The sequence below is a fragment of the Massilia sp. Leaf139 genome (assembly GCF_001424165.1).
Classification (GTDB): domain Bacteria; phylum Pseudomonadota; class Gammaproteobacteria; order Burkholderiales; family Burkholderiaceae_D; genus Telluria.
Genome location: NZ_LMOJ01000025.1, coordinates 586,096 through 610,700 on the forward strand (window position 1 = coordinate 586,096; position 24,605 = coordinate 610,700).

The window sequence follows — 24,605 nt, forward strand, 5'->3', positions numbered from 1 at the left end:
AAGGAGTTGTCGTGCTGCCCATTCTTCAGTTGATCGTCGATACCGTTGCCACTGTGCTGGGGGCGGTGCTTCTGCTCCGCTTCTGGATGCAGGCCATCCGCGTGCGTCCTCCGGCCTCGGTAGCGCAGTTCACCTTCACGCTGAGCGACTGGCTGGTGAAACCCCTGCGCCGCGTCGTGCCGGGGGCGGGCGGCTACGACTGGGCGAGCCTGATCGGCGCCTTCCTGGTGGTGCTGCTGGCGACCTCGATCCTGTTCATCGTCGGCGCGTCGGCGGAGCAGGTGTTCCTGGTGGCGCTGGCGCGCTTCGTGAAGTGGATCATCTACGGCTTCATCGCGCTCCTGATCATCGAGGCGATCTTCAGCTGGGTCAATCCGCATGCGCCGCTGGCGCCCTTCATTCACGCGCTGAACGATCCGCTGCTGCGGCCGATCCGCAAGGTGGTGCCGCCGATTGGCGGGCTGGATTTGTCGGTGCTGGTGGCGGTGCTGCTGCTGCAGATTGCCTTGTATTTGTTGCGGACGGTGGTGCCGATTTAAGGCGCGGGAACGGATGTGAAAATGGGCAGCGCGGGCTGCCCATTTTTTTGATATGTCATGGCCAGCGGCCATCGTCAAAGTGCGTAACGCGTGGGCTCGGGGAGCCCACCCTACATAAAGATGGCGCGTCTTAGTTGAAGCGGTAGCCGAAGGCGGACTCGAATTTGTCGGCGATTTCCTGCGGCGTGAAGCTGTGGTTCTGGCCGCCCTGGTGGGCGATCTTGATGGAGCCGAGCAGGCTGGCCAGGCGGCCGGTGGTGTTCCAGTCGTAGCCCTGGGCGATGCCGAACAGGAGGCCGGCGCGGTAGGCGTCGCCGCAGCCGGTCGGGTCGACCACGGCGCTGGCTGCGACCGGCGGGATGTCGTGGCGTTCGCCGCCGGCATAGATCTCGGAACCCTTTTCGCCGCGGGTGACGATCAGCGCGTCCAGGCGCGAGGCGATCTGTTCCAGGGTGAGGCCGGTGCGATCCATCACCATCTCGAATTCGTAGTCGTTGGCGGCCAGGTAGGTGGCCTGTTCGATAAAGGTGAGCAGTTCTTCGCCGCTGAACATCGGCAGCTGCTGGCCCGGGTCGAACATGAAGGGCACGCCTTGTGCCGCGCAGTCGCGCGCGTGCTTGATCATGCCGTCGCGGCCATCCGGGGCGATGATCGCCACCCGCAGCGGGCCCTGGTCGGCGACGTTGTTCTCGTGCGAGAACTGCATCGCGCCTGGGTGGAAGGCGTTGATCTGGTTATTGTCCTGGTCGGCCGTGACGAAGCACTGCGCGGTGTAGGCGTCGCCGATGGTCTTGATGGCGCGCGTCTTGATGCCGAAGTTGCGCAGGCGCTCGAGGTAGTCGGCGCCGTCCTGGCCGAGCGTGGCCATGATCAAAGGATCGCCGCCGAGGAGCTTGAGGTTGTAGGCGATGTTCGCCGAGCAGCCGCCGTACTCGGTGCGCAGGGTCGGCACCAGGAAGGAGACGTTCACCCGGTGCAGCTGGTCGGCCAGCAGGGTGTCGGCGAAGCGGCCGTGGTACTGCATGATCTTGTCGAAGGCGAGCGAACCGCAGATCAGGGTAGGGTGGGTCATAGGAATCGAAAAAGAAAATCAGGGATAGAAGACGGCGATGTGGTAGCCGGACGGTTTCAGGTCGTCCACCCGGAAGTGGAGCGTGATGGCATGTTCGGCGCGCGGGGCGATGCCACTGGCGAGCGGCGTCGCTGCCGCCAGGTAGTCTTTCGGGGCGAATACGCGGCGCACCAGCGGCTTGTCATTGGCGTCGGTCAGGGCCAGCTCCAGGCTGGGCCAGGCCTGGGCGGTGGCGCCCGTGTTGCGCAGTTCGGTCGTGTACGAATAGGCGCCGCCGCCCAGGGTCGTCAATTCTCCGGTTTCGATGGCGAGGTTATCGGCCTGGGCCGGGAGCTCGACGCGGCAGCCGAAGACGGCGCAGCTCGACTCCAGCGCCGGTTTCGCGCCCGGGAAGCGCGCCGCGAGGGCGTTGCGGAAAGTGAAGGCGCCTTGCGCGAACAGCAGGATCAGGAGGACGACGACGCCGGCCAGCAGCGCGATCTTGCGCGTGCGGCCGTTCTGCTCCTGCTGGCGGCCGCGCCGGACGAACTCGGGTTCGTCGATCTCGGCTGCGCGCAGTTTCGGCGCCGCCTCGATCCGGGTCGGGGTCAGCTTGGAGCGCCGCGCCGCGGCCTTCTCGGCACGCTTGGCGGCCGGCGTGCGTGCGCCCGGCGGCACGTGCGCGGCGGCGGGCGGCGGCGGGCTGGCGCTGGCGGTCGACTCGCGCATCAGGAGCGGCGGCGCGTCGTCCGCAGGCTGTTTCGGGCGCGGGATGGCGCTGACCGCAGGCGCCGGTTCCGGCTCGGGTTCCGGCTCGGGTTCGAGCTCGATCTCAGGCTCGTGGCCGGGCAGAGGCGCGGCTACGATCTCCTCGTCGACCGGCAGGCCGAAACTCGGGTCGATGCGGACGAAGTCCCGGGCTTCAGGGTGGGTGTCGCGCGCTGCCTCGGCCGATGGCTCGATGTGCGGCTGCGGCGCGGCCTCGGCGGGGGCGGCGGCCTCCGGCTCGGGATCCTTCAGCAGCTGCGACCATGGCGGCATGACCGGCGCGGCGGCCGGCGCCGCTTCGGCAGGAGGCACGCTCTCGCCCGGCAGATCGACTTTCGGCAAGATACCGAACGGGTCGAAGGTGTGGTCGAAATCGAGGGTATAGACGGGCTGGTCGTCGAAATTCGGCAGGTCGACCGCCACCTCGAGAGGGGCGAGCGGTTCGTCCTCGGGAACGGACGCAGAAGGCGTTTCGACGGGCGCCGCAGCCTGGGCGCCAGATGCGGGCGTGGTTTCCGGTTCGGGTTCAGGTGCCGGCGCTGCTTCAGCCACGACAGGCGCAGGTTCAGCGACAGGCTCGACCGGCGCCGCCGCCTGCGGCGTCACCGGCGCCTTACCCGGCAATGCATCGAGATCGACCAGCGTCGCACTGCCGTCGAAGATCTCCTGACAGGAGCCGCAACGCACAATGCCCCCTCGCAGCTTGAGCTGGTCCGAGGCAACCCGGAACATCGTGCCGCAATGGGGGCATTGGGTGGCTAACGCCATACTGGCTCCTCAGGCAGGAGAGCGCGGGGCCGGCACCGTGTCCTGGCCAAGCGTCCCGTGAAGGGCGACCCAGCCGTCCTGCTCGGCCCAGACGCCCAGCTTGATGAAAGGTGCGTAGGCGGCGGCCACTTCCTCGGCCTGGCGCGCCAGCACGCCCGACAGCACCAGCGAACCGCCTTCGGCCACGCGGCCGGACAGCATCGGCGCCATCAGCTTCAATGGGCTCGACAGGATGTTGGCGACGACGATGTCGAACTTGCCGCTCGCATGGCGTTCGTTCGCCGCAACCGCCAGTTCGTCCGGCACGTAGAAGGTGATCTCGCAGGCATTGCGCTCGGCATTCAGGCGCGCCGATTCGATCGCCTGCGGATCGATGTCGACCCCGGCCACGTCGCCGGCGCCCATCTTCTTGGCGACCATCGCCAGGATGCCCGAACCGCAGCCGTAATCGAGCACCGACTTGCCCGGCTTCGGATGCGCTTCCAGCCACTCCATGCACAGGCGGGTGGTTGGATGGCTACCGGTGCCGAAGGCCAGGCCCGGATCGAGTTCCAGGATGATGCCGTCCGGATCGGGCGCCTCGTGCCAGCTCGGCACGACCCAGATATTGGTGCCGATGTGGATCGGCTCGAACTGCGACTGCGTCAGGCGCACCCAGTCGGCGTCGGCCACGGCGCGCGTGGTGAACGCGGGTGCGGTGGCCAAACCGATGGCCGCGGCCGCTTCGGCGATGATCGCGGCCTGGTCGGCGTCGACGTCGGTCAGGGCCACGACGCGGCTGTGATCCCAGGCTGCCTCGGTCGGCTCCATGCCAGGCTCGCCGAACAGCGGCTTTTCCTGGTCGGTGCCTTCGTCGGCATCTTCCACCGAAACCGACAGCGCGCCCGCTTCCATCAGTGCGTCGGACAGGGCCTCGGCATGGTCGCGTGCGATTTCGATGATGACTTCAGTCCAGCTCATGCGTCAGCCTTGTTTTCCGGGGCCACGACGACCTTCGTGTCGGGGCGGTTGGCCAGCTTCTGTTCCAGGTAATGGATGTTGGTGCCGCCTTCGATGAAGCGGGCGTCGACCATCAGTTCGCGGTGCAGCTGGATGTTGGTCAAGATACCCTCGACCACCATTTCCGACAACGCAATTTGCATGCGGCGGATGGCTTGCTCTCGAGTAGCACCGTAGGAAATTACCTTGCCGATCATCGAATCGTAATGAGGTGGCACATAGTAGCCCGCATACGAGTGCGAATCGACACGGATGCCAGGGCCGCCCGGCGGGTGCCAGCCGGTGATGCGGCCCGGCGACGGGGTGAATTTGAATGGATCTTCCGCATTGATGCGGCATTCGATCGCGTGGCCGGCCAGCATGATGTCGCGCTGCTTGAAGCGCAGCTTCTCGCCGCAGGCGATGCGGATCTGTTCCTGCACGATGTCGATGCCGGTGATCATTTCCGTGACCGGGTGCTCGACCTGGACGCGGGTGTTCATTTCGATGAAATAGAACTCGCCGTTTTCGTACAGGAATTCGAAGGTACCGGCGCCGCGGTAGCCGATCTTGCGGCAGGCTTCGGCGCAGCGGTCACCGATCTTCTCGATCAGCTTGCGCGGGATGCCTGGCGCCGGCGCTTCTTCGATCACCTTCTGGTGGCGGCGCTGCATCGAGCAGTCGCGCTCGCCCAGCCAGACGGCATTTTTATGTTCGTCGGCCAGGATCTGGATTTCCACGTGGCGCGGATTCTCCAAAAACTTCTCCATATACACTTCCGGATTGCCGAAGGCGGTACCGGCTTCGGTTTTGGTCATCGCCACGGCGTTCAGCAGGGCCGCTTCGGTGTGGACGACGCGCATGCCGCGTCCGCCGCCGCCGCCGGCCGCCTTGATGATGACCGGATAGCCGACCTTGCGCGCGGTCTGGATGATTTCCTTCGGGTCGTCCGAGAGGGCGCCGTCCGAGCCCGGCACGCAAGGCACGCCGGCGCGGATCATTGCCTGCTTGGCCGACACCTTGTCGCCCATCAGGCGGATCGAATCGGAACGCGGGCCGATGAAGACGAAGCCCGATTTTTCCACGCGCTCGGCGAAGTCGGCGTTTTCCGACAGGAAGCCGTAGCCCGGGTGGATCGCTTCGGCGTCCGTCACTTCGGCGGCGCTGATGATGGCCGGCATGTTCAGGTAGCTCAGCGAGGATTGCGCCGGGCCGATGCAGACCGACTCGTCGGCCAGCTTCACATACTTGGCGTCCTTGTCGGCTTCCGAGTGAACGACCACTGTCTTGATGCCCATTTCGCGGCATGCGCGCTGGATACGCAGCGCGATTTCACCACGATTGGCGATAAGAATTTTTTCAAACATGGTTAGCTTCGGTATATGAGAGAGCCGGCGTCGTGCGCCGGCCTGGGTTCGGGATGGTGCGGCCGGGAAGAGGTCACGGCCGGGAGGCGCATCGAAAGCGGACGCTTAACCGATCACGAACAGCGGCTGGCCGAATTCGACCGGCTGGCCATTTTCCACCAGGATCTTGGTTACCACGCCGGACACGTCGGCGTCGATTTCATTCAGGAGCTTCATCGCTTCGATGATGCACAGGGTGTCGCCTTCCTTGATGTTGGCGCCCACTTCGACGAAGGCCGGTGCGCCTGGCGCCGACGAGCGGTAGAAGGTGCCGACCATCGGCGACTTGACGACGTGGCCGGTCTCGGCGGCGACCGCCGGTGCGGCTGGCGCGGCCGGAGCAGCAGGAGCGGCGGCAGGGGCGGGCGCCGAATATTGCTGCATGCCGGCGGACGGCATCATGACCATCTGGCCTTGGGGCGCGGCGGACGACTTGACGATGCGCACCTTGCTTTCGCCTTCGGTCACTTCGAGTTCAGCGATGTCCGATTCGGCGACGAGGTCGATCAAAGTCTTGAGTTTACGTAGATCCATGTGAAACCCCTTGGAATTATTGTGGTATTAAGAGAGTAAAACAGCGCGCCAAAAGAGGGCGCAGCCGATGATGATGCATGAAGTTACTTGAGATTAACGCTATTTAAGCGCGAAGTCGATGGCAAACCGATACCCGTCAGTGCCGAGTCCGCAGATAGTGCCGCGGGCAAGCGCCGACAGATAAGAATGGTGGCGGAATTCTTCGCGCTGATAAATGTTTGAGATATGAACCTCAATGAACGGAATCGCCACCGCCGCCAGCGCATCGCGCAAGGCCACGCTTGTGTGGGTCAGTCCGCCAGGATTGATGACGATCGCGTCGATGCCTTCCTCGCGGGCGGCATGGATGCGGTCGATCAGCGCACCTTCATGGTTGCTCTGAAAGCAGGAAAGCGACCCGCCCGCAGCTTCGGCCTGGGCCGTCGCAGCGCTTTCGATGTCGGCCAGCGTTGCCGCGCCGTACACCGCAGGCTCGCGGGTACCCAATAAATTCAGGTTGGGACCGTTGAGCAGCAGTAGCTTTTTCGCCATTATATTCTAGAGTCTATGCTCGAAAGTGTCGCATTTTGCCGCTAACGTCAGCTATTGGCAAGCGATAAAATTCTCTATGGATAATACGAACTTGACGAGGACTTGGGTGCGGATCGGAAAAGAACGACCGTTCGCGCGCCCTAGAGTGCCTCCAGATCGGCCTCCAGCTCGTCGAATTTCAGCTTGCCGAGATAGGTCTTGCGTACCTGGCCATCCGCGCCGATAAGGACGGTGAAAGGCAGGCCGCCGTTGGCATTGCCGAATTCGCGCGCGATGTCCGTGCCGCCCATGCCGCCGACCAGCAGGGGATACTTGATGTTGTGCTTGGCGGCAAACTCACGCATCGCCGTCGGGGAATCGATGCCGACCCCAATCACGTTGAAGCGCTTGCCAGCCTCTTTGTCGGCGATGGCCGAGAGTTCAGGCATTTCCTGGACGCAGGGCGCGCACCAGGTGGCCCAGAAGTTGACCAATAAGGGCTTGCCCTGCCATTGGCTGAAGGCTTGCGGCTTGCCCGCGAGGTCGTCCAGCGTGCGCGCATATAGATTAGTGGAGGCGGTGTGGGCCTTGCCCCCCGTCGGCGCCATCGTGGTGGTGAGCGGCGCTGCATCCTTCTTCGTTCCAAACACGGCGCCAAGGGCGCCAAAAATGACTGCCACGGCCGCAAACGCGGCCAATTTCTTTTTATTCATTCGTCCTGTTCCAGGGATTGGTCGGTCGTCATCAGGGCGCGCAAGCCGGCGGCGTCGACGCGCTGCAGGCGGCCGTCGCTGCGCGGTTTCAAGGCGCCGCGCAGATCATGAAAATCGTACAACTCGGCATGTACCGCCTCCTTATGCCACAGGAAGCTCACCGTTTCAACAGGATCGTGCCTGGCTCCCTTGAAATGCGGGGTCTCCGAAATGTCGATGGCGACATTGCGGTTCAGAAGGAAGATCTCGACTTCCTTCGCGCTGTCCGCGAACAGCTGCAAATGAATGTCGTCGTGCTCGCCGGCTGTGCCGTTCAGCACGGCGCCCGTCAAGTAGGGACGGAACTCGGCCAGCGCATCCATCACCTGCAAGGCCGTCTCGCGCAGCGCCTGCAAACGTTCGGCATGCATGGCGCCGCCGAACAGGGCCTGGTAGCGCCTGACCTCGTCCTCGATCTCGCCGTTGTCGGGCATTAAATTAGGCTGGGGCTGATCCACGCCGAGCACTTGTCGGGCCGCTTTTTTACGTGCCGTGGCATAGTCGGCGCCATCTTGCGCGATCATGCGCGCGGCCGTCGCGGCGATCTGCGCACGCAACTGTTGGAGGTCATAATTCTGGGTTGGCATCATGCCCTCGATCATACTCTTGAACGAAAAATGGCATCGCGTCGGGTAGAATCGCGTATTCGCTTCTTTCCTCAAGATCATGCACATTCACATCCTCGGCATTTGCGGCACCTTCATGGGCGGCCTGGCGGTTCTGGCGAAAGAGGCCGGCCACCGCGTCACCGGTTGCGACGCCAACGTCTACCCTCCGATGAGCACCCAGCTCGAAGCCCAGGGTATCGAACTGATCCAGGGTTATGGGCCGGAACAGGTGTCCCTGAATCCCGACCTGTATGTCGTCGGTAATGTGATGACGCGCGGTAATCCCCTGATCGAGGAAATCCTGAACCGCGGCCTGCCGTATGTGTCGGGCCCGCAGTGGATTGGCGAACATATTCTGCGCGAAAAATGGGTGCTGGCCGTGGCCGGTACCCACGGCAAGACCACGACCTCGTCGATGCTGGCCTGGATCCTGGAAGACGCGGGTTACGCGCCCGGCTTCCTGATCGGCGGCGTGCCGATGAATTTCGGTATTTCCGCACGCCTGCAGGGCGCCACCGAGTCGGACTTCTTCGTCATCGAAGCGGACGAATACGACACCGCCTTTTTTGATAAGCGCAGCAAGTTCGTGCACTACCACGCGAAAACCGCGGTGCTGAACAACCTGGAATTCGACCACGCCGACATCTTCCCGGACATCGGCGCCATCGAGACCCAATTCCACCACCTGGTGCGCACCGTGCCCGGCGTGGGGCGCCTGATCGTGAACGGCGACGAAACCTCGCTCGCCCGCGTGATCAAGCGCGGCTGCTGGAGCGAGAAGGAAACCTTCGGCTCGTCCGAGGGCGTGGACTGGGCGATGGTCGAGCATCCGGGCGGCTCCAGTTTCGACGTGATCTTCAATGGCGAGCACCAGGGCACTGTCCACTGGGAGTTGACCGGCAAGCACAACCGTTCGAATGCGCTGGCCGCCATTGCCGCCGCGCGCCACGTCGGCGTGCCGGTGGCGCAGGCCGTCGATTCGCTGTCGCGCTTCCAGAGCGTCAAGCGCCGCATGGAAGTGCGCGGCGTCGTCAACGACATCACCGTCTACGACGATTTCGCCCACCACCCGACCGCGATCGCGACAACCGTCGGCGGCCTGCACCAGAAGATCGGCGCCAGGGGCCGCATCCTGGCCGTGCTCGAGCCGCGTTCGAACACGATGAAACTGGGCGCCATGAAGGATGCGCTGCCGGGCAGCCTGAAAGATGCGGATCTGGTGTTCGGCTTCGGCAGCCAGCAGGCGCTGGGCTGGTCGCTGGCGGACGCATTGAAACCGCTGGGCACGATCGCACACAGCTTCGACCAGATCGATTACATGGTGCAGGCCATCGTGCAGGCGGCCCAGCCGGGCGACCACATCCTCGTGATGAGCAACGGCGGCTTCGGCGGCGTGCACCAGAAGCTGCTCGAGGCGCTGGCGAAATGATCTTGTACTTGCACGGTTTCCGTTCCTCGCCGCGTTCCTTCAAGGCGCGCGTGATGCAGGAGCGGATGACGGCGGCCGGACGCGCCGGCGACCTGATCTGCCCGCAATTGCCGGCCTCGCCGAAAGCGGCGATGGAACTGGCCCTGCTGCTGGCCGAGCGCCACGCGCCGCACAACCTGTCCATCGTCGGCTCTTCGCTGGGCGGCTTCTACGCCACCTGGCTGGCCGAGCGCCTGGACGTGCGCGCCGTCCTGCTCAATCCGTCGGTGAATCCCTTGAAAAACCTGGAACACCACGTCGGCGTGACGACCAGCTGGCACTCGGACGAGCCTTTCGAATTCCGCCGCGAATACATCGACGAACTGGCCGAACTGAAGGTCGAACGCATCACCCGGCCGGAGCGCTATTTCCTGATGGCTGCAACCGGCGACGAAGTGCTGGATTACCGCGACATGGTGGCCCATTACCCGGGCGCGCGCCAGCACGTAATCGAAGGCAGCGATCACGCGATTTCCGAGTTTCCGCAGTATGTGGACGAGGTGCTGGCGTTTTGCCAGCCGGATGTGGATTGGTCGGCAACGAAGCTGGCAGGCGCGGCCCCGTGAGGGGCCAGTCCCTGCGCCTGGCCAAGTGGCACCGCAATGTCGCCGCCGTCGGCGCCGGCGCTGCTGCGCGCGACTGGCTGGCGACGCCGGGTTCGCTGACAGCGCGCCTGGTCGCGCACAGCGGCAGTTTCCGCGTACGGCGCTTGCACCAGAAGGCAGCAGTCTGTTCGATGGAAGAGGCGGCGCGGATCGGCTTACCGCGCCGCGCGCGGGTCTGGGAGCGCGAAGTGCTGCTCTGCTGCGACGGCGTGCCGGTGGTGTTCGGCCACACCGTGGTGCCGCTGTCGGCGACCGCCAGCGACTGGCCGCTGTTTTCGGCGCTGGGCGAACGCTCGCTCGGCAGCACCCTGTTTTACGACCCGCTGGTCGAGCGCGGGCCGCTGGAGTTTGCCCGGCTGCGCGCAGGCCATCCCTTGCTGGCGCAGGTAAACGCAGCCTTGGGCGGGGCGCGCGATGCGAACGATTTTCATGCGCGGCGCTGTGTCTACCGCCGCCATCAAGGCCTGTTAATGGTCACCGAAGTATTCTTGCCGGCTGTATATAACCTGGCGGCAGCTGGAACAATAAAGATAGCGAAATAACATGAACGTATTTTTTGAAGAATCGGGCGACTTCAAGGTCGGCACGGTGTTGTCGACGGCCGGCGAAGCCTATCAGGTGGAACTTGCGAGCGGCAAACGCAGCAAGGTCAAGATCAAGGACGTGCTGCTGCAGTTCGAGAAACCGGCGCCGGAAGCGCTGCTCGAGGCCGCCAAAGGCATCGCCGCCGAGGTCGACCTCGACTTCCTGTGGGAAGTGGCTGGCCAGGAAGAGTTCGGCTTTGCGGAACTGGGCGCCGAGTATTTCGGCCACGCGCCGTTGCCGCCGGAAGCGGCCGGCCTGGTGCTGGCGCTGCACAATGCCCCGATCTACTTCTACAAGAAAGGGCGCGGACGCTACAAGGCCGCGCCCGAGCAATCGCTGCGCGCGGCCCAGGCCGGCATTGAAAAGAAGAAGCAGCAGGCGCTGATCCAGGCCAGCTATGTCGAGGAACTGAAAGCGGGCACGCTACCGGCTGCGATGCAGCCCATCGTGGCGCAACTGCTGTTCAAGCCCGACAAGAACACGATCGAATACAAGGCGCTTGAAGCGGCCGCGAATGAGCTGCAAACGACGGCGCCGCGCCTGATGCTGGCGACGAAAGGCATCGCCTCGCCTAAAGACTTGCACATGGGACGTTTCTTGTTTGAGAACTTCCCGCGCGGCGCCGGCTTCCCGCAGGTCGCGGTACCGAGCGCGCCGACGGCGCTGCCGACGGCGAATGTCGCCGCCTTTTCGATCGACGACGTTACCACCACCGAAATCGACGACGCCTTCTCGGTCGAGCAACTGGACGACGGCAATGTGCGCGTCGGTATCCACATCGCCGCGCCGGGTCTCGCCATCAAGCCGGACGACGAGATCGACAAGATCGCCCGTTCGCGCATGTCGACCGTCTATATGCCTGGGGACAAGATCACCATGCTGCCGGACGAGGTCGTGAATGCCTTCACCCTGGCCGAAGGCAACACCTGCCCGGCCTTGTCGCTGTACGCGACCTTGAACCCGCAGGATTGGTCGACCATCTCGACCACGACCCGCGCCGAACTGGTGCCGATCAAGAGCAACCTGCGCCACAACGACCTGGATGCGCTGGTCAACGAGGAAACCCTGGAAAACGGGGAAGGCGAGTATCCGCACAAGGCCGAGCTGGCGCTGCTGTGGAAGTGGGCCTTGAAACTCGAAGCCGGCCGCATGCTCAAGCGCGAAGCCTTCGGCTTGAAGCCGGAGCAGGGCAACCGCGTCGATTTTAACTTTTATGTCGAGGACGACGTGGTGTCGATCGTGCGCCGCAAGCGCGGTGCGCCGCTCGACAAAATTGTTGCCGAACTCATGATTTTCGCGAACAGCACCTGGGGCAAGCTGCTGCACGACTCGGGCGTGCCGGGCATTTATCGTTCGCAGGGCGCCGGCAGCGGCGCCGGCTGGGCGGCCAAGATGCAGGTGCGCATGGTCACGCACGCGGCGCCGCACCAGGGCCTCGGTGTCGACCAGTACGCCTGGAGCACCTCGCCGCTGCGCCGCTATACCGACCTGGTGAACCAGTGGCAGATCATCGCCTGCGCCGAGCACGGCGTGACGGCGCCGCTGGTGGCCCCGTTCAAGCCGCGCGATGCGACCCTGTTCTCGATCGTCTCGGCCTTCGATGCAGCCTATGCGGCCTACAACGACTTCCAGCAGACGATGGAACGCTACTGGTGCCTGCGCTGGCTGGGCCAGGAAGGGGCCAAGCAGGTCGATGCCGTCGTATTGAAAGACGACGTGCTGCGCCTGACGGACGTGCCGCTGGTGATCCGCCTGGCCGGCATGCCGCAGGTCGCGCGCGGCGCCCAGGTGCGACTCGACATCGTGCGCTGGGACGAAGTCGACCTGTCGCTGGAAGCGCGCCTGCTGGAAGTGGCGGCGGCGCCGGGCGAGGACATCGCCTTCGAGGAGGAAGAGGTCGAGGGCGCCGATACCGGCGAGGCGGCCGTGGAAGAAGTGGTCGAGGCCGAAGGCGCGGTGGCGGCGGTGAGCACTGACGACGCGGCGCCGGCCGCTTCCTGATGGCACACCTGGCCGAGGCGGCCGCGCCGCCTGCACGCAAGCGCAGCCGCTCGCTGCGCGCGGTGGTGCTGGTGACGGCCGCGCTCATCCTGGCCTACTGGTGCGTCTTCGGCTGGATGGTGTACCGTTCGCCGCTGTCCTACGAGGCGATCGATCTCGACCACGACGGGTCGGTCAGTTTCGACGAGGCGGATTATGTGTCCTCGTTCGGGATGCGCACGATTTACCGGCAGGGCGCAGAGTGTATCGAGTATTTTGCGGAAAAAGACGGGCACGCGCTGACGCTGGTCTGCCCCAAATAAACCGATAGCCGTCGCGCACCGTAGGGTGCACACCCGCCGACATTTTTCTCATCCGTTGCCACGCCGCCACCAAGCTCCCACGCGGCCGCTGCGCACGGTAGAATGCTCGGATTCCCAGATTCAAAGCCGTCCGGCCGCCCGCGTGAAGTATTCCCGAGAAAACCGTCCCCTCATGATTGCCCTGGCCGCTTCGGTGGCGGCGCACGCGGTCTTGCTCGCCGTTCGTTTCGTGGCCCCCGACGCCTTGCGCTTCGAGCCGGCCGATCCGGGCCTGGAAGTCATCCTCGTCAACGCCAAGCACGCCAAGGCGCCGACCAAAGCCGAGGCACTGGCCCAGGCCAACCTGGAAGGCGGGGGCACGGCGGACGCCGGCCGTTCCAAGTCGCCGCTGCCGGATCTGCGCAAGAACGAGAACGGCGACAGCATCAAGGCCCTGCAAAAGCGCATCGTCGAGCTCGAGCAGTTGCAGCAGAACGTGCTCACGCGCGTCCAGAACGCCAGCTTCAAGGCCGCGCCCGTCACCGACAAGGACAAGCCCGATCCGACCCGCACCGGGCAGGACGAGGTCGACACCACGCGCCAGATCGCGCGCATGACGGCCGAGATCACGCAGACCATCGAAGATCAGAACAAGCGCCCCAAGCGCACCCACATCTCGCCGAGCACGCGCCAGGTCGGCTATGCGCTGTACTACAAGGCGATGCAGAAGCAGGTCGAAGAAGTCGGCACGTTGAACTTCCCCCAGCAGAACGGCAAGAAGCTGTATGGCGAGCTGGTGCTGTCGATCCCCGTCTTCCAGGACGGCAGCCTGTACCAGAAGGAGGGCGGGCCGCGCATCGAGCGCTCCTCCGGCAATCCGGCGCTGGACAAGGCGGCGCTCGACATCGTGCGCCGCGCCGCGCCCTTCGGCGCCTTCCCGCAAAACATGCGCAGCGCCGGCAAGGACGACCTCTGGATCGTCATCACCCGGTTTACCTTTACCCGCGAGGAAAAGGTAAAAGCGCAATTGCAGGAGGGCGTATGAGCGATCGGTATTGTGTGATCGGCAATCCGGTCGCGCACAGCAAGTCGCCGCAGATCCACGCCGCCTTTGCTGCCCAAACCGGGCAGGACATCGCATACGAGCGCTGCCTGGCGCCGCTCGACGGCTTCGCCGCCACCCTGCGTTCCCTGGTAGCGCAGGGCTACAAGGGCGCGAACGTCACTGTCCCCTTCAAAATCGAGGCGAGCACGCTGGCCACGCGCCTGAGCGATCGCGCGCGCGCCGCCGGCGCCGTGAATACCCTCGGTTTCGGCGGCGGCGAGATTGTCGGCGACAACACCGACGGCCCCGGTTTGGTCGCCGACATCATCAAGAATGCCGGCGTGGCGCTGGCCGATAAACGCATCCTGCTGCTGGGCGCGGGCGGCGCGGCGCGCGGGATCATGCTGCCGTTTATCGAGCAGCGGCCGCGCTCGATCCTGGTGGCGAACCGTACCCGCGCCACCGCCGTCAGCCTGGTCGACAGTTTCGCAGGCCACGGTGTCCCACTCGCCGCCTGCGGTTTCGACGAGATCGACGGCGCCTACGACATCGTCGTCAACGCCACCTCCAGCAGCCTGGCGGCCGAGATGCCGCCCGTGCCGGCCGCGGCGTTCGCGCCAGGGAGCCTGGCGCTGGACATCATGTACGGCAGCGCGCCGTCGCCCTTCATGAACTTTGCGGCGGAGCAGGGCGCACGCACGCGCGACGGCCTCGGCATGCTGGTCGAGCAGGCCGCCGAAGCATTCGCGCTCTGGCGCGGCCTGCGGCCGGCCACGGACGACATCCTGAACAATTTGCGCAACCTAAAATAAATACAACGATGGCAAAACGCGGCAATGGATCGGCAAGCGCGAAGGGCGGCCGGCGCTGGATCAAGTGGATTATTTTGGGGCCGATCCTGGCCGTCTTCCTGCTCCAGCTGTATTTCTTCGTCCAGGTGTGCTGGTTCGTGTACTTCAATCCGAGCTCGACCAGCTTCATGCGCCAGCAACTGTCCGAGTTGCGCGAAAAAAATCCGGATGCGCAGCTGAAGCACCAGTGGGTGCCCTACGACCGCATCTCGAACAATCTGAAACGCGCCGTGGTCGCCTCGGAAGACGCGAATTTCGCCGACCACCCGGGCGTCGACTTCGAGGCGCTCGAACGCGCCTACGAGCGCAACAACCGCAAACACAAGGTGGTCGGCGGCGGCTCCACCATCACCCAGCAGCTGGCCAAGAACCTCTTCCTGTCGGGCTCGCGCAGCTACCTGCGCAAGGGGCAGGAGATGATCATCGCCTTCATGCTGGAGACGGTGATGAGCAAGCGCCGCATCCTCGAGGTCTACCTCAACGTGGTCGAGTTCGGCCGCGGCGTGTTCGGCGCCGAAGCGGTCGCACGCTACTATTTCCGTGTGCCGGCCGCCAAGCTGGCCCCGGCCCAGGCCGCGCGCCTGGCCGTGATGCTGCCCAATCCGCGCTATTACGACCGCAACCGCAGCACGAATTACCTGGTCAAGAGAACGGGCCTGATTCAGCGCCGCATGGCCTCCGCCGAATTGCCTTGAGCGCCTAACAAAACCGCCATGGCTGCGTTGCAACGCCTCGCCGTACCTTCGTACTGTCTTCGGCGCTGCGCCTTGCCCTGACGGTTTGTTAGGCGCTCTTAAGCGTCGGCCTGCCAATTCGCTGAAAATCCGCCGAATGCCCCGCGAAACTGTCGTTTCGGGGTGGCTCCGCCCGGGGCTAACGGGTACACTTGCGTCAGTTTTGATTCCGGCCGAGAAAGCGCATGATCAACGTATTTGTCCTACAAAATGGCCGACTGAACCAGGTACCCATCGCTTCGCGCGCCGACCTGGAGAACGCCGCGCCTGTCTGGGTCGATCTCACCGATCCGGATGACGACGAACGCGCGTGGGTCAAGGCAATCTATGGCGTGATTCTGCCGGGCGAGGACGAAGTCTCGGACATCGAAGCCTCGGCGCGCTACTACGAAGCGGAAAACGGCGACCTGCACCTGCGCACCGACTTCCTGCGCGAAGAGGACGACGGCCCCTCGCGGGTGGTCACCGTCGCTTTCATCTTGTCGGGCAAGATGCTGTTCTCGGTGCACAACGACGATCTGCCCGTGTTCCGCCTGGTGCGCATGCGCGCCCGTTCGCGTCCCGGTTCGATCGCCGACTACATGGACGTGCTGCTCGACCTGTACGCGACCGACGCCGAATATTCGGCCGACGCGCTCGAGGGCATCTACGAAAGCCTGGAAGAAGTCAGCACCCGCGTGCTGCAGAAGGAATTCACCGACCAGGATGCGGCCGCCGCGCTGAACGCGATCGCCCACGAGGAAGACTTGAACGGCCGCATCCGCCGCAACATGATGGACACGCGCCGCGCCGTTAGCTTCCTGATGCGCGGCCGCCTGCTGAACTCGGAACAATTCGACGAGGCGCGCCAGATCCTGCGCGACATCGAATCGCTGGACGGCCACACCTCTTTCCTCTTCGACAAGGTCAACTTCCTGATGGATGCGACCGTCGGCTTCATCAACATCAACCAGAACAAGATCATCAAGATCTTCTCTGTGGCCTCGGTCGCCTTCCTGCCGCCGACCCTGATCGCCAGCATCTACGGCATGAACTTCCATAAATGGTTCCCGGAGCTGGACTGGACTTTCGGCTACCCGTTTGCACTGGGCCTGATGGTGGCGAGCGCGATTGCGCCGCTGTGGTATTTCAGGAAGCGCGGCTGGCTGAAGCTGGCCTGAGGTGTATCCCGAGACCGCCACGGTCTCAAGCGAAGCGCGGCAAGTACACGCCTGGGGCGACAGGTCAGCCCCATGACGAACTGGCTTGCATGGTTCACGGTGTCGATCTACGACAACGAGATCGTTGCCAACCGGTTCAAATAAGCGTCAACGGCCGCTGAAATTAAATTTCTGAAGTGTGCTTGGGATGAAATTTTATTTCACGGCCACCGCGCCCATCGGTTCGCGGAAACCTTCGCCGCCATCGGCGCAGCGCAGGCGGCTGATGACCTTGCCGCGCCGCGCGACGATGACGCCATCCTCGAATTCCGGAGTCGATCCGTCGGCGGCGCGCGCCACCTTGCTGTAGACGGTGTACGTGTAGGCGCCGCGCTTGAAGGCAACCGTGGTTTCGCCGCCGCCGATCAGGGGCACGGATTTCACGGTGAAGGCGGCGCTGGCCTGGCGGCCGGGTTCCGGATAGCTCAGTTCGAGCGCGTCCGGGCCGCCGAAGCGGTAGCTCAGCATGCCGCGGTCGCCGGCGGGACGGCACAGCGACACCAGCTTGCTGCCGACATGGCAGGCGAACACGACGGGTTCGTTGGCAGCGCATAGCGACGCGGCCTGCGCCGGCAGGCCCGCGCAACAAGCGGCGGCGAGAACCAATCTAGATACCCAACGCTTTCTTGATGCTTGCAAGGCGCGCTCCGCGATCTTCGAGTCCATTCAGGCCGCCATTGACGGCGCGGGTGACTTGCTCCAGGTCGTCCTGGTCGGCAAGCGCATTGACTGTACGCGCATCCCAGTAATAGAAAGCCGATTCGATGGCGTATTTGAGTTCGCTCATGAGCAGTTCCGGTTGCGCCACAAAATCGCGCGGGTCGGCCGGGCTGCGCGCATTATGGGCCTCGGTAAAAGCGGCGTAGTTGCTCTTGCCAGTCAGCTGGATCAGGCCGCGTCCGCGGTAGCGCCAGCCCTCGCCGGAGGCTTCGTCGCCATTGCCGAGCCGGTTGGCATAGACATAGGCCAGCAGCCGCTCCGGGTTGCCGGCGTATTGGTCGGAATTAAGCCAGAGCTTGGGCCGCAGGCGCGCCGGCGCGCCGTCCGGCCCCAGGCGGCAGTCGTCGCTGGCGCGGTCGTACTGCTGGCGTCCGCCGCGGCAGCCGAAGATCTCGCGCATGCGCGGCGCCGAGTAATTGCCGTTCTCTTCGGTCGCACGCAATCCACTCTCATGGCCGATCTGCGCCAGGAAGTGGGACAGGCGCAGCGGCGTGTCGACGTCGTAGCGGCGCGCATAATCGTTGAGGGCGTCGACGATGCCGGCGTAATAGGCGTCGGAATTCGAGGGATCGGCCGCGCGCAGCAACGCCACCGTGACCGTCGCCAATGCCTGCGGGGTGTGCGGCAGCGGCTGCTGCGAGCGCGGCACCCGCGAACGGGGCGCGCCGGGAAGGGAGCGTCGGAGTCGTGCCATGATGGAGTCCAGCCGAAGTTGGAACCATGATGGCACAAGGCGCGCGCCGCACCGCGCACGCCGGCAGAGTGCGTTTGCTCTTTATTAAGCGATGCGGGCGAAGACTTTCCGTGCGGCCGCGATCGTTTCCTCGATGACCGCGTCGCTGTGTGCGGCGGACACGAAACCCGCTTCGAACATGGCCGGCGCGAAATACACGCCCTCGTCGAGCATGCCGTGGAAGAAGGCATTGAAGCGCGCCTTGTCGCCCGCCATCATCTGGCCATAGGTCGAGGGCACCTTGTCGCTGAAATAAAAGCCGAACATGCCGCCGACGGCATCGCCGCAGAAGGCGATGCCCGCTTCCTGCGCCGCCGCCGTGAGGCCGTCGACCAGCTTGCGGCTCTGGGTCGCCAGGTGCTCGTAGAAGCCGGGTTCCTGCACCAGTTTCAAGGTAGTCATGCCGGCGGCGACCGCCACCGGGTTGCCCGACAGGGTGCCGGCCTGGTAGACCGGGCCGATCGGCGCCATCTTCTGCATCAGCTCGCGCTTGCCGCCAAAGGCCGCCACCGGCAAGCCGCCGCCGATGACCTTGCCGAGGGCAGTCAGATCCGGAACGATGCCGTACATTCCCTGGGCGCCGCCGAGGCCGACGCGGAAGCCGCACATCACCTCGTCGAAGATCAGAACGGCGCCGTGCTCGGTGCACAGTTCGCGCATGCGCTGCAAGAATTCCGGCGTGGCGCGGATCAGGTTCATGTTGCCGGCGACCGGTTCCACGATCACGCAGGCGATGGTGTCGCCCATCGAGGCGAATGCGTCTTCGAGCTGGGCCACGTTGTTGTAGTCGAGCACCAGGGTGTGCTTGACGAAGTCTTCCGGCACGCCGGCCGAGGTCGGGTTGCCGAAGGTCAGCAGGCCCGAGCCGGCTTTCACCAGCAGCGAATCGGCGTGGCCGTGGTAGCAGCCTTCGAACTTGACGATCTTGTCGCGGCCGGTGGCGCCGCGCGCCAGGCGCAGCGCGCTCATGGTCGCTTCGGTGCCCGAGGACACCAGGCGCACCTGTTCGATCGAAGGCACCAGCTTGCAGATTTCCTCGGCGATCTCGATCTCGCCTTCGGTCGGCGCGCCAAAGGAGAGGCCATTCGCGGCCGCGTCCTGCACCGCCTTGATGACTTTCGGATGGGCATGGCCGACGATGGCCGGGCCCCAGGAACCGATGTAGTCGATGTAGCGCTTGCCGTCGGCATCCCAGAAATACGGCCCCTCGGCGCGGGTGATGAAGCGCGGCGTGCCGCCCACGGAGCGGAAGGCGCGCACCGGCGAGTTGACGCCGCCGGGCGTGCTTTCCTGGGCGCGGGCGAACAGGGTGTCGTTGCGGCTGTCGTTGCGGGAAGCGGTTTGTTCAGTCGTCATGTCTCGGAATGCTTTCTTATTGGCCGGCCTGCGGCAGGATGCGGTAAAACCGGTTGGGAACGAGTTTGCCCATGCCGAAGCGCTGGGCGTTCAACAGGGCGCCGTAGGTGTAGTCTTGGGCCGCGCGCAGCGCCTCGACGGCGTCCATGCCGTGCGCCATGCAGGCGGCAAGCGCGCCCGAGAGCGTGGTGCCGGCGCCGACGAAATGGCCGGGCAGGTGCTGCCAGTCGATGATGGTGACGCCGTCGTCGCGGTCGAACAGGGTGTTGGCGCGCTTGTGGCCGTTCTTATGGCCATTGCGCGAGGTACCGGTGACGAGCACGTACTGGCAGCCGCGCGCGGTCAGTTCGGCGACGTCGGCTTCGAGCGAGCTGTCGACGCCCGCCTCGCGCCAGAGTTCGGCCATGCGCCCGAGTTCCGACTGCGACAGCTGCAGCACTGTCGCCTGCGGCGCCAGGATCTGGCGGATCGAGGCGACGATGTCCTCGTCGGACATGCCGGAGTCGGGCAGGGCGGACAAGAACGGGTCGACGATCAGCGGCACCTCGGCATAGTCGGAGACGATCTCGGCGATGGCGGCGGCCTGCTCGATGCTGGCGATGGCGCCGATTTTCACGGCGGCGATCGGCATGTCTTCCAGCACCTGGCGCGCCTGGTCGGCCATGACGCCGGTGTCGACCTCGTGCCATTCCTCGACGCGTGCGCTGTCGGACACCAGCATCGCGGTGGTGATCGAGAGGGCATGGCAGCCATGGGCGGCGAAGGTGGCGACATCTGCCTGCACGCCGAGTGCCCCGACCGGGTCGGACACCCCAAATGTGAGAATCAGCGGAGACGGTTGGTTTTGCACGACGGGTAGATTAAGATACCTGATTCCCCATTTTACTAGATCGAAGGAATGACACGTGAGTAACGAAACGACTGCGACCGCTTACCAGACCTGGATGTGCCTGATCTGCGGATGGGTCTACGACGAAGAAGCGGGCGCTCCTGACGACAATATTGCGCCGGGTACGCGCTGGGCGGATGTGCCGATGAACTGGACGTGCCCGGAATGCGGTGCGCGGAAAGACGATTTTGAGATGACCGCGATCTGATTTGGCTGTTGTAGGGGTCATTGAGGCCAGTGGCCTCAATGACGGATTCACCGGGCTCCGCCCACGCGGTATGGTAACGATGCGTACCACTGAGGGCATTCCACGTTGCGGCTGTGCTGATGTCGTACCGCGTGGGCGGAGCCACCCTACAAATGCCGCATTTCAGTGCTAACTTGGCAAGCAAGTTGTCAAACCAACCTGGTCTGATAACGTAATTTCTAGCCCTTCCAACAAGCTTTTCCCCCTCCCGTCTCCTCGTAGTTGACGCTGTGCAACACTTCCCGCACAAGCCGATCCCGCTATGCTATCTTGGCGTTCCATGCTGAAGTGAAACGAAAATGACGACATCACAGGGAGCAAGCGGCCTCACCGTCATGGTGGTCGACGACAGCAACACGATCCGCCGTTCGGCCGAGATTTTCCTTACCCAGGCCGGCTACCAGGTGGTGCTGGCCGAGGACGGTTTCGATGCGCTCGCCAAGATCAACGACCACCATCCGGCACTCGTCTTCTGCGACATCCTGATGCCGCGCCTGGACGGTTACCAGACCTGCGCCCTGATCAAGAAGAGCGCGCGCTTCCACGCGACGCCGGTGGTCATGCTGTCGTCGAAGGATGGCCTGTTCGACCGTGCGCGCGGCGCCATGGTCGGTTCCAGCGCCTATCTCACCAAGCCGTTTTCCAAAGACACCCTGCTCGCGGCCGTCCGCGAGCACACGGCCGCCAAGGCCTGACATTCGAATTGCGGAGCCCCCGTGGCCATTCATAAAATCCTGATCGTCGACGATTCGCCGACCGAGCGCTACTACCTGACCGACATCCTGGTGAAAAACGGTTTTTCCGTTTCCACCGCCGACAACGGCGAGGACGCGCTGGTCAAGATGCGCGCCGACCGCCCCGAACTGATCCTGATGGACGTCGTCATGCCCGGCGCGAACGGCTTCCAGGTGACGCGCTCCATCGCGCGCGATCCGGAGCTGGCCGCGGTGCCGGTCATCATCTGCAGCAGCAAGAACCAGGAAACCGACCGCATCTGGGGCATGCGCCAGGGCGCCAAGGATTATTTCGTCAAGCCGGTCGATGCCGGCCAGCTGCTGGCGCGCATCGCCGCGCTGGGCGCCTGATGCATGCCGAGGCCGGCGCGCTGGCGCCGCAGGCGAACCGCCGCACCCGCCTGAGCGACTACCAGGCGCAGCTGCTGGCGCGCATGCAGGCGGCGCAGAACGGCGCCCCGCAGGCACAGCACCAGCTCGGCGTCGCCATCGGCGGCGAGCGCTACCTGCTGGAACTGACCGAGGCCGGCGAGATCGTCCCGCCCGGGCTGCTCGTCGGCGTGCCGCTGACCCAGCCCTGGTACCTGGGCCTGGCCAACGTGCGCGGCAGCCTGCTCGGCGTGATCGACCTGGCGCGCTATGTCGACTGCGCCGCCAGCGCGGCCGGGCCGGAGGCGCGCCTGGTCTCGCTGGCGCCGCGCCTGGGCTTCAATTGCGCGCTGCTGGTCACGCGCGTGTATGGCCTGCGCCGGCCGAGCACGATGGAAAGCGTCAACGGCAGGCTGCACGACGCCGACGGCCAGGCCTGGACGCCGCTGTCGCTGGCCGCGCTGGTGCGGGAAGAACGCTTCCTGCACGTGGCACTTCAACCCCGCTAACTACAACAACACCGCAGCACCAGGAGCCGCAATGGGAAAGATGAGCTTGAATTTCCTCCCGAAAGGGAAGGGCGAGAACGGCAAGAGCGACAGCGACACCGTACTGGCGTCGCCCGACACCCGCTTCGGCGCCGACGTGCTGGCGCAGGCGCAGCCCGCCGCCGCGTACGCAGCCGCGGCGCCCGCGGCCGGCGGCTCGGCCGAGGAAGCCATGCTGCGCCTCGGGAACGTGATGCGCCGCCGCGCGCCCGCCGCGGCCGACGAGCTCGACGAGGAGGACAACCTCAGCCTGCCGCTGATCGGCCACCTGTCGCTGCCGCGCCAGCTGCGCATCCTGCTGATTGCCTTCGTCGCCGGCATCCTGCTGACCATCCTCGGCATGTGGCAGAACGCCGAGGGCAACGCCAAGGTGGCGGCCCAGATCCAGGTCGCCGGCGACATCCTGATGCACACCCAGCGTGCCGGCAAGGCGGCGCCGAATGCGCTCGCCGGCCGCGCCGATTCGTTCGCCCAGCTCGACGAGAGCCGCGCCGAAGTCGACCGCAACATGCGCCTGCTGACCAAGGGCGGGGAACTCGGCGGCGTCGCCATCCCGGGCGCCGCCGGCCGCCAGAGCGCGCAGCTGCAGCGCGTGCGCGCGGTCTGGAAGGCGTCGGAGCAGGGCGCGGCCAACATCATCACGATGAAGCCGGCACTGATCGCCTTCGATAAAAGCGTGCGCCAGCTCGACGCCCTCGCTTCGGAAATGCTGACCCTGAGCGAAGACCTGATGGTGCAGAACGTCGAGCGCGGCGCCAGCGCGCGCGAGCTGGCCGCCATCGGCCGCATGATGATGCTGACCCAGCGCCTGGCGCGCGGCGCCAACCAGTTCTTCGCCATCGGCATGCCGGGCGACGACGCCGCGGTGCGCATCGGCGCCGACAGCGCCGCCTTCGAACACGCGCTGGGCACCCTGCTCGGCGGCGCGGCGGCCCAGCGCAATCCCGACCTGCGCGACAAGCTGGTGCAGGTGCAAACCCGTTTCAACGCCTTCCGCAAGGACTTCGCGCCCTTCCTCGACAACCCGGGCGCCTATTCGCAGGCCCGGGCCGCGGCGCGCACCATCCACCGCGACAACGAAGACATCAAGAAGGAAGTCACCACGCTGCAGGCCGGCTACCGCGAACAGCAGTCCTCGCAGAACGGCTGGTTCTGGCTGCTGGTGGTGGCCTCGATCTTCACGCTGGCCACGGCCGGCTCGATCAGCCGCGTCATGCTGCAGGACTCGCGCAACCGCACCCGCGGCGCCGACGCGCGCCGCCGCGAAGCCGAGGCGCTGCGCCAGCTGGCGCAAGCCCAGGAAGAAGAAGCCAAGGCCACCAACAGCCAGAACCAGGCCGCGATCCTGCGCCTGATGAACGAACTGCAGGAAGTGGCCGACGGCGACCTGACCGTGCACGCCACCGTTTCCGAAGACATCACCGGCGCCATTGCCGATTCCGTCAACTACACGGTCGAGGAACTGCGCACCCTGGTGCAGCGCGTGACCACCACCGCCGAACAGGTGACGCTGGCCTCGAACGAGGCGCAGAACATCTCCACTGGCCTCCTGGACGCGACCGCGCAGCAGTCGCGCGAGATCGAGGACGCGTCGAGCACGGTGCTGCGCATGGCCGGCGAGATCACCGACGTGTCGAAGTCCGCCAACGAATCGGCCGACGTCGCGCGCCAGTCGGTGGCGGCAGCGGAGCAGGGCTCGGCCGCCGTGCAGAATGCGATCCTCGGCATGCACGAGATCCGCGAGCAGATCCAGGAAACCTCCAAGCGCATCAAGCGCCTGGGCGAATCCTCGCAGGAGATCGGCGAGATCACCGAGCTGATTTCCGACATTACCGAACAGACCAACGTGCTGGCGCTGAACGCGGCGATCCAGGCCGCGTCGGCCGGCGAGGCGGGGCGCGGCTTCTCGGTCGTGGCGGAAGAGGTGCAGCGCCTGGCCGAACGCTCGGGCGAAGCGGCCAAGCAGATCGGCGCCCTGGTGCGCACGATTCAGACCGATACCCACGACGCCGCCGCGGCCATGGAAAAATCGACCCAGGGCGTGGTCGAGGGCGCGCGCCTGTCGGATGCGGCCGGCGCCGCGCTGGCCGACATCTCGCGCGTGTCGAACCGCCTGGCCGAACTGATCCAGGGGATCTCGTTCGCAACCAGCCTGCAGGCGACGTCCGCCAACGGCGTGGCGCACAACATGCAGCACATCCTGTCGGTGACCGAGCATACGCAAGCCGGCACCGAGCAGACCGCCCAATCGATCCGCCAGCTGGCCGTGCTGGCGCAGGAACTGAAAAACTCGGTGTCGCGCTTCCGCGTCGCCGCCTGAGCCGCA

27 protein-coding genes are annotated in these 24,605 nt (G+C 65.1%); 15 read left to right on the forward strand and 12 right to left on the reverse strand.

Features of this window, described 5'->3' with window-relative positions; genetic code table 11:
* The first annotated feature begins 11 nt into the window (after positions 1-11).
* The gene (locus tag ASF77_RS20410; protein ID WP_229445518.1) at positions 12-539 is read left to right on the forward strand and encodes a YggT family protein; all 528 of its coding nucleotides are present in this window, start codon (positions 12-14) and stop codon (positions 537-539) included.
* Positions 540-669: 130 nt separating this feature from the next.
* Here ASF77_RS20410 and ASF77_RS20415 read toward each other — a convergent pair whose 3' ends face one another.
* From ASF77_RS20415 to ASF77_RS20450, 8 genes are all read right to left on the reverse strand, one after another.
* Positions 670-1,611, reverse strand: a complete 942-nt coding sequence (locus tag ASF77_RS20415) for a carbohydrate kinase family protein (protein WP_056343696.1) — start codon at positions 1,609-1,611, stop codon at positions 670-672.
* 18 nt (positions 1,612-1,629) lie between these two features.
* Positions 1,630-3,126: a zinc-ribbon and DUF3426 domain-containing protein gene (locus ASF77_RS20420; RefSeq protein WP_082493932.1), complete on the reverse strand. Its 1,497-nt coding sequence runs from the start codon at positions 3,124-3,126 to the stop codon at positions 1,630-1,632.
* A gap of 9 nt (positions 3,127-3,135) precedes the next feature.
* Positions 3,136-4,086, reverse strand: coding sequence for a 50S ribosomal protein L11 methyltransferase (gene prmA, locus ASF77_RS20425; RefSeq protein ID WP_056343702.1), 951 nt, complete (start codon positions 4,084-4,086; stop codon positions 3,136-3,138).
* Complete coding sequence (accC, locus tag ASF77_RS20430) at positions 4,083-5,471, reverse strand: acetyl-CoA carboxylase biotin carboxylase subunit (RefSeq protein ID WP_056343705.1); 1,389 nt, start codon at positions 5,469-5,471, stop codon at positions 4,083-4,085. The genes prmA and accC overlap by 4 nt, the downstream gene beginning before the upstream one ends.
* A 105-nt stretch (positions 5,472-5,576) precedes the next feature.
* Complete coding sequence (accB, locus tag ASF77_RS20435) at positions 5,577-6,044, reverse strand: acetyl-CoA carboxylase biotin carboxyl carrier protein (protein ID WP_056343709.1); 468 nt, start codon at positions 6,042-6,044, stop codon at positions 5,577-5,579.
* A 99-nt stretch (positions 6,045-6,143) separates the two neighbouring features.
* Positions 6,144-6,575, reverse strand: coding sequence for a type II 3-dehydroquinate dehydratase (aroQ, locus tag ASF77_RS20440; protein ID WP_056343710.1), 432 nt, complete (start codon positions 6,573-6,575; stop codon positions 6,144-6,146).
* A 140-nt stretch (positions 6,576-6,715) separates the two neighbouring features.
* Entirely contained in the window at positions 6,716-7,267 is a 552-nt protein-coding gene (locus ASF77_RS20445) for a TlpA disulfide reductase family protein (RefSeq protein WP_056343713.1), read from the reverse strand.
* Positions 7,264-7,896 carry a hypothetical protein gene (locus tag ASF77_RS20450; RefSeq protein WP_056344222.1) on the reverse strand — a complete coding sequence of 211 codons (633 nt, stop codon included), beginning with the start codon at positions 7,894-7,896 and terminating at the stop codon, positions 7,264-7,266. The genes ASF77_RS20445 and ASF77_RS20450 overlap by 4 nt, the downstream gene beginning before the upstream one ends.
* Positions 7,897-7,972: 76 nt before the next feature.
* Between ASF77_RS20450 and mpl the strand changes: the two genes are divergently transcribed.
* The 9 genes from mpl to corA all read left to right on the forward strand — a co-directional run bounded on the left by mpl (position 7,973) and on the right by corA (position 16,644).
* The gene (gene mpl, locus ASF77_RS20455; protein WP_082493933.1) at positions 7,973-9,343 is read left to right on the forward strand and encodes a UDP-N-acetylmuramate:L-alanyl-gamma-D-glutamyl-meso-diaminopimelate ligase; all 1,371 of its coding nucleotides are present in this window, start codon (positions 7,973-7,975) and stop codon (positions 9,341-9,343) included.
* The gene (locus tag ASF77_RS20460) at positions 9,340-9,948 is read left to right on the forward strand and encodes a YqiA/YcfP family alpha/beta fold hydrolase (RefSeq protein WP_056343716.1); all 609 of its coding nucleotides are present in this window, start codon (positions 9,340-9,342) and stop codon (positions 9,946-9,948) included. Before mpl ends, ASF77_RS20460 begins: the two co-directional genes overlap by 4 nt.
* Entirely contained in the window at positions 9,945-10,529 is a 585-nt protein-coding gene (locus ASF77_RS20465; protein ID WP_056343719.1) for a chorismate lyase, read from the forward strand. The genes ASF77_RS20460 and ASF77_RS20465 overlap by 4 nt, the downstream gene beginning before the upstream one ends.
* A gap of 1 nt (position 10,530) precedes the next feature.
* Positions 10,531-12,573, forward strand: a complete 2,043-nt coding sequence (locus ASF77_RS20470; RefSeq protein ID WP_056343722.1) for a ribonuclease catalytic domain-containing protein — start codon at positions 10,531-10,533, stop codon at positions 12,571-12,573.
* Positions 12,573-12,875: a hypothetical protein gene (locus ASF77_RS20475; RefSeq protein WP_056343725.1), complete on the forward strand. Its 303-nt coding sequence runs from the start codon at positions 12,573-12,575 to the stop codon at positions 12,873-12,875. The genes ASF77_RS20470 and ASF77_RS20475 overlap by 1 nt, the downstream gene beginning before the upstream one ends.
* A gap of 172 nt (positions 12,876-13,047) precedes the next feature.
* Positions 13,048-13,899 carry an energy transducer TonB gene (locus ASF77_RS20480; RefSeq protein WP_056343728.1) on the forward strand — a complete coding sequence of 284 codons (852 nt, stop codon included), beginning with the start codon at positions 13,048-13,050 and terminating at the stop codon, positions 13,897-13,899.
* Positions 13,896-14,711 (forward strand): shikimate dehydrogenase, encoded by an 816-nt coding sequence (gene aroE, locus ASF77_RS20485; RefSeq protein ID WP_056343730.1) that lies wholly within the window; start codon positions 13,896-13,898, stop codon positions 14,709-14,711. The genes ASF77_RS20480 and aroE overlap by 4 nt, the downstream gene beginning before the upstream one ends.
* Positions 14,712-14,719: 8 nt before the next feature.
* Complete coding sequence (gene mtgA, locus ASF77_RS20490; RefSeq protein WP_056343733.1) at positions 14,720-15,445, forward strand: monofunctional biosynthetic peptidoglycan transglycosylase; 726 nt, start codon at positions 14,720-14,722, stop codon at positions 15,443-15,445.
* A 224-nt stretch (positions 15,446-15,669) separates the two neighbouring features.
* Entirely contained in the window at positions 15,670-16,644 is a 975-nt protein-coding gene (gene corA / locus ASF77_RS20495) for a magnesium/cobalt transporter CorA (protein WP_056343735.1), read from the forward strand.
* A 195-nt stretch (positions 16,645-16,839) separates the two neighbouring features.
* Here corA and ASF77_RS20500 read toward each other — a convergent pair whose 3' ends face one another.
* From ASF77_RS20500 to ASF77_RS20515, 4 genes are all read right to left on the reverse strand, one after another.
* Complete coding sequence (locus tag ASF77_RS20500; protein ID WP_056343738.1) at positions 16,840-17,214, reverse strand: hypothetical protein; 375 nt, start codon at positions 17,212-17,214, stop codon at positions 16,840-16,842.
* A gap of 76 nt (positions 17,215-17,290) precedes the next feature.
* On the reverse strand, positions 17,291-18,097 hold the full coding sequence (locus ASF77_RS20505; protein WP_229445519.1) for a hypothetical protein: 807 nt from the start codon (positions 18,095-18,097) through the stop codon (positions 17,291-17,293).
* 84 nt (positions 18,098-18,181) lie between these two features.
* Positions 18,182-19,492: a glutamate-1-semialdehyde 2,1-aminomutase gene (hemL, locus tag ASF77_RS20510; RefSeq protein ID WP_056343743.1), complete on the reverse strand. Its 1,311-nt coding sequence runs from the start codon at positions 19,490-19,492 to the stop codon at positions 18,182-18,184.
* Positions 19,493-19,508: 16 nt separating this feature from the next.
* A complete protein-coding gene (locus ASF77_RS20515) occupies positions 19,509-20,303 on the reverse strand; it encodes a hydroxymethylpyrimidine/phosphomethylpyrimidine kinase (RefSeq protein WP_229445520.1) in 795 nt (264 codons plus the stop codon).
* 133 nt (positions 20,304-20,436) lie between these two features.
* On the opposite strand from ASF77_RS20515, the gene ASF77_RS20520 reads away from it, so the two are divergent.
* From ASF77_RS20520 to ASF77_RS20540, 5 genes are all read left to right on the forward strand, one after another.
* Complete coding sequence (locus ASF77_RS20520) at positions 20,437-20,589, forward strand: rubredoxin (protein WP_056344231.1); 153 nt, start codon at positions 20,437-20,439, stop codon at positions 20,587-20,589.
* Between the two features lie 338 nt (positions 20,590-20,927).
* Positions 20,928-21,323 (forward strand): PleD family two-component system response regulator, encoded by a 396-nt coding sequence (locus tag ASF77_RS20525; protein ID WP_056343748.1) that lies wholly within the window; start codon positions 20,928-20,930, stop codon positions 21,321-21,323.
* Between the two features lie 21 nt (positions 21,324-21,344).
* On the forward strand, positions 21,345-21,713 hold the full coding sequence (locus ASF77_RS20530) for a response regulator transcription factor (RefSeq protein WP_056343752.1): 369 nt from the start codon (positions 21,345-21,347) through the stop codon (positions 21,711-21,713).
* Positions 21,713-22,240, forward strand: coding sequence for a chemotaxis protein CheW (locus ASF77_RS20535; RefSeq protein ID WP_056343755.1), 528 nt, complete (start codon positions 21,713-21,715; stop codon positions 22,238-22,240). The genes ASF77_RS20530 and ASF77_RS20535 overlap by 1 nt, the downstream gene beginning before the upstream one ends.
* Positions 22,241-22,271: 31 nt before the next feature.
* Positions 22,272-24,599 carry a methyl-accepting chemotaxis protein gene (locus ASF77_RS20540; RefSeq protein ID WP_056343759.1) on the forward strand — a complete coding sequence of 776 codons (2,328 nt, stop codon included), beginning with the start codon at positions 22,272-22,274 and terminating at the stop codon, positions 24,597-24,599.
* Positions 24,600-24,605 lie beyond the last annotated feature (6 nt).

What these genes read in the sequence shown, in the direction of transcription:
- accB (WP_056343709.1), bottom strand. Translation starts at nt 6,044, where the DNA reads ATGGATCTACGTAAACTCAAGACTTTGATCGACCTCGTCGCCGAATCG.
- ASF77_RS20420 (WP_082493932.1), bottom strand. Translation starts at nt 3,126, where the DNA reads ATGGCGTTAGCCACCCAATGCCCCCATTGCGGCACGATGTTCCGGGTT.
- ASF77_RS20445 (WP_056343713.1), bottom strand. Translation starts at nt 7,267, where the DNA reads ATGAATAAAAAGAAATTGGCCGCGTTTGCGGCCGTGGCAGTCATTTTT.
- ASF77_RS20505 (WP_229445519.1), bottom strand. Translation starts at nt 18,097, where the DNA reads ATGGCACGACTCCGACGCTCCCTTCCCGGCGCGCCCCGTTCGCGGGTG.
- ASF77_RS20535 (WP_056343755.1), top strand. Translation starts at nt 21,713, where the DNA reads ATGCATGCCGAGGCCGGCGCGCTGGCGCCGCAGGCGAACCGCCGCACC.
- ASF77_RS20525 (WP_056343748.1), top strand. Translation starts at nt 20,928, where the DNA reads ATGACGACATCACAGGGAGCAAGCGGCCTCACCGTCATGGTGGTCGAC.
- ASF77_RS20480 (WP_056343728.1), top strand. Translation starts at nt 13,048, where the DNA reads ATGATTGCCCTGGCCGCTTCGGTGGCGGCGCACGCGGTCTTGCTCGCC.
- ASF77_RS20450 (WP_056344222.1), bottom strand. Translation starts at nt 7,896, where the DNA reads ATGATGCCAACCCAGAATTATGACCTCCAACAGTTGCGTGCGCAGATC.
- corA (WP_056343735.1), top strand. Translation starts at nt 15,670, where the DNA reads ATGATCAACGTATTTGTCCTACAAAATGGCCGACTGAACCAGGTACCC.
- aroE (WP_056343730.1), top strand. Translation starts at nt 13,896, where the DNA reads ATGAGCGATCGGTATTGTGTGATCGGCAATCCGGTCGCGCACAGCAAG.
- aroQ (WP_056343710.1), bottom strand. Translation starts at nt 6,575, where the DNA reads ATGGCGAAAAAGCTACTGCTGCTCAACGGTCCCAACCTGAATTTATTG.
- ASF77_RS20415 (WP_056343696.1), bottom strand. Translation starts at nt 1,611, where the DNA reads ATGACCCACCCTACCCTGATCTGCGGTTCGCTCGCCTTCGACAAGATC.
- mtgA (WP_056343733.1), top strand. Translation starts at nt 14,720, where the DNA reads ATGGCAAAACGCGGCAATGGATCGGCAAGCGCGAAGGGCGGCCGGCGC.
- mpl (WP_082493933.1), top strand. Translation starts at nt 7,973, where the DNA reads ATGCACATTCACATCCTCGGCATTTGCGGCACCTTCATGGGCGGCCTG.
- ASF77_RS20540 (WP_056343759.1), top strand. Translation starts at nt 22,272, where the DNA reads ATGGGAAAGATGAGCTTGAATTTCCTCCCGAAAGGGAAGGGCGAGAAC.
- accC (WP_056343705.1), bottom strand. Translation starts at nt 5,471, where the DNA reads ATGTTTGAAAAAATTCTTATCGCCAATCGTGGTGAAATCGCGCTGCGT.
- ASF77_RS20460 (WP_056343716.1), top strand. Translation starts at nt 9,340, where the DNA reads ATGATCTTGTACTTGCACGGTTTCCGTTCCTCGCCGCGTTCCTTCAAG.
- ASF77_RS20470 (WP_056343722.1), top strand. Translation starts at nt 10,531, where the DNA reads ATGAACGTATTTTTTGAAGAATCGGGCGACTTCAAGGTCGGCACGGTG.
- prmA (WP_056343702.1), bottom strand. Translation starts at nt 4,086, where the DNA reads ATGAGCTGGACTGAAGTCATCATCGAAATCGCACGCGACCATGCCGAG.
- ASF77_RS20475 (WP_056343725.1), top strand. Translation starts at nt 12,573, where the DNA reads ATGGCACACCTGGCCGAGGCGGCCGCGCCGCCTGCACGCAAGCGCAGC.
- hemL (WP_056343743.1), bottom strand. Translation starts at nt 19,492, where the DNA reads ATGACGACTGAACAAACCGCTTCCCGCAACGACAGCCGCAACGACACC.
- ASF77_RS20520 (WP_056344231.1), top strand. Translation starts at nt 20,437, where the DNA reads ATGTGCCTGATCTGCGGATGGGTCTACGACGAAGAAGCGGGCGCTCCT.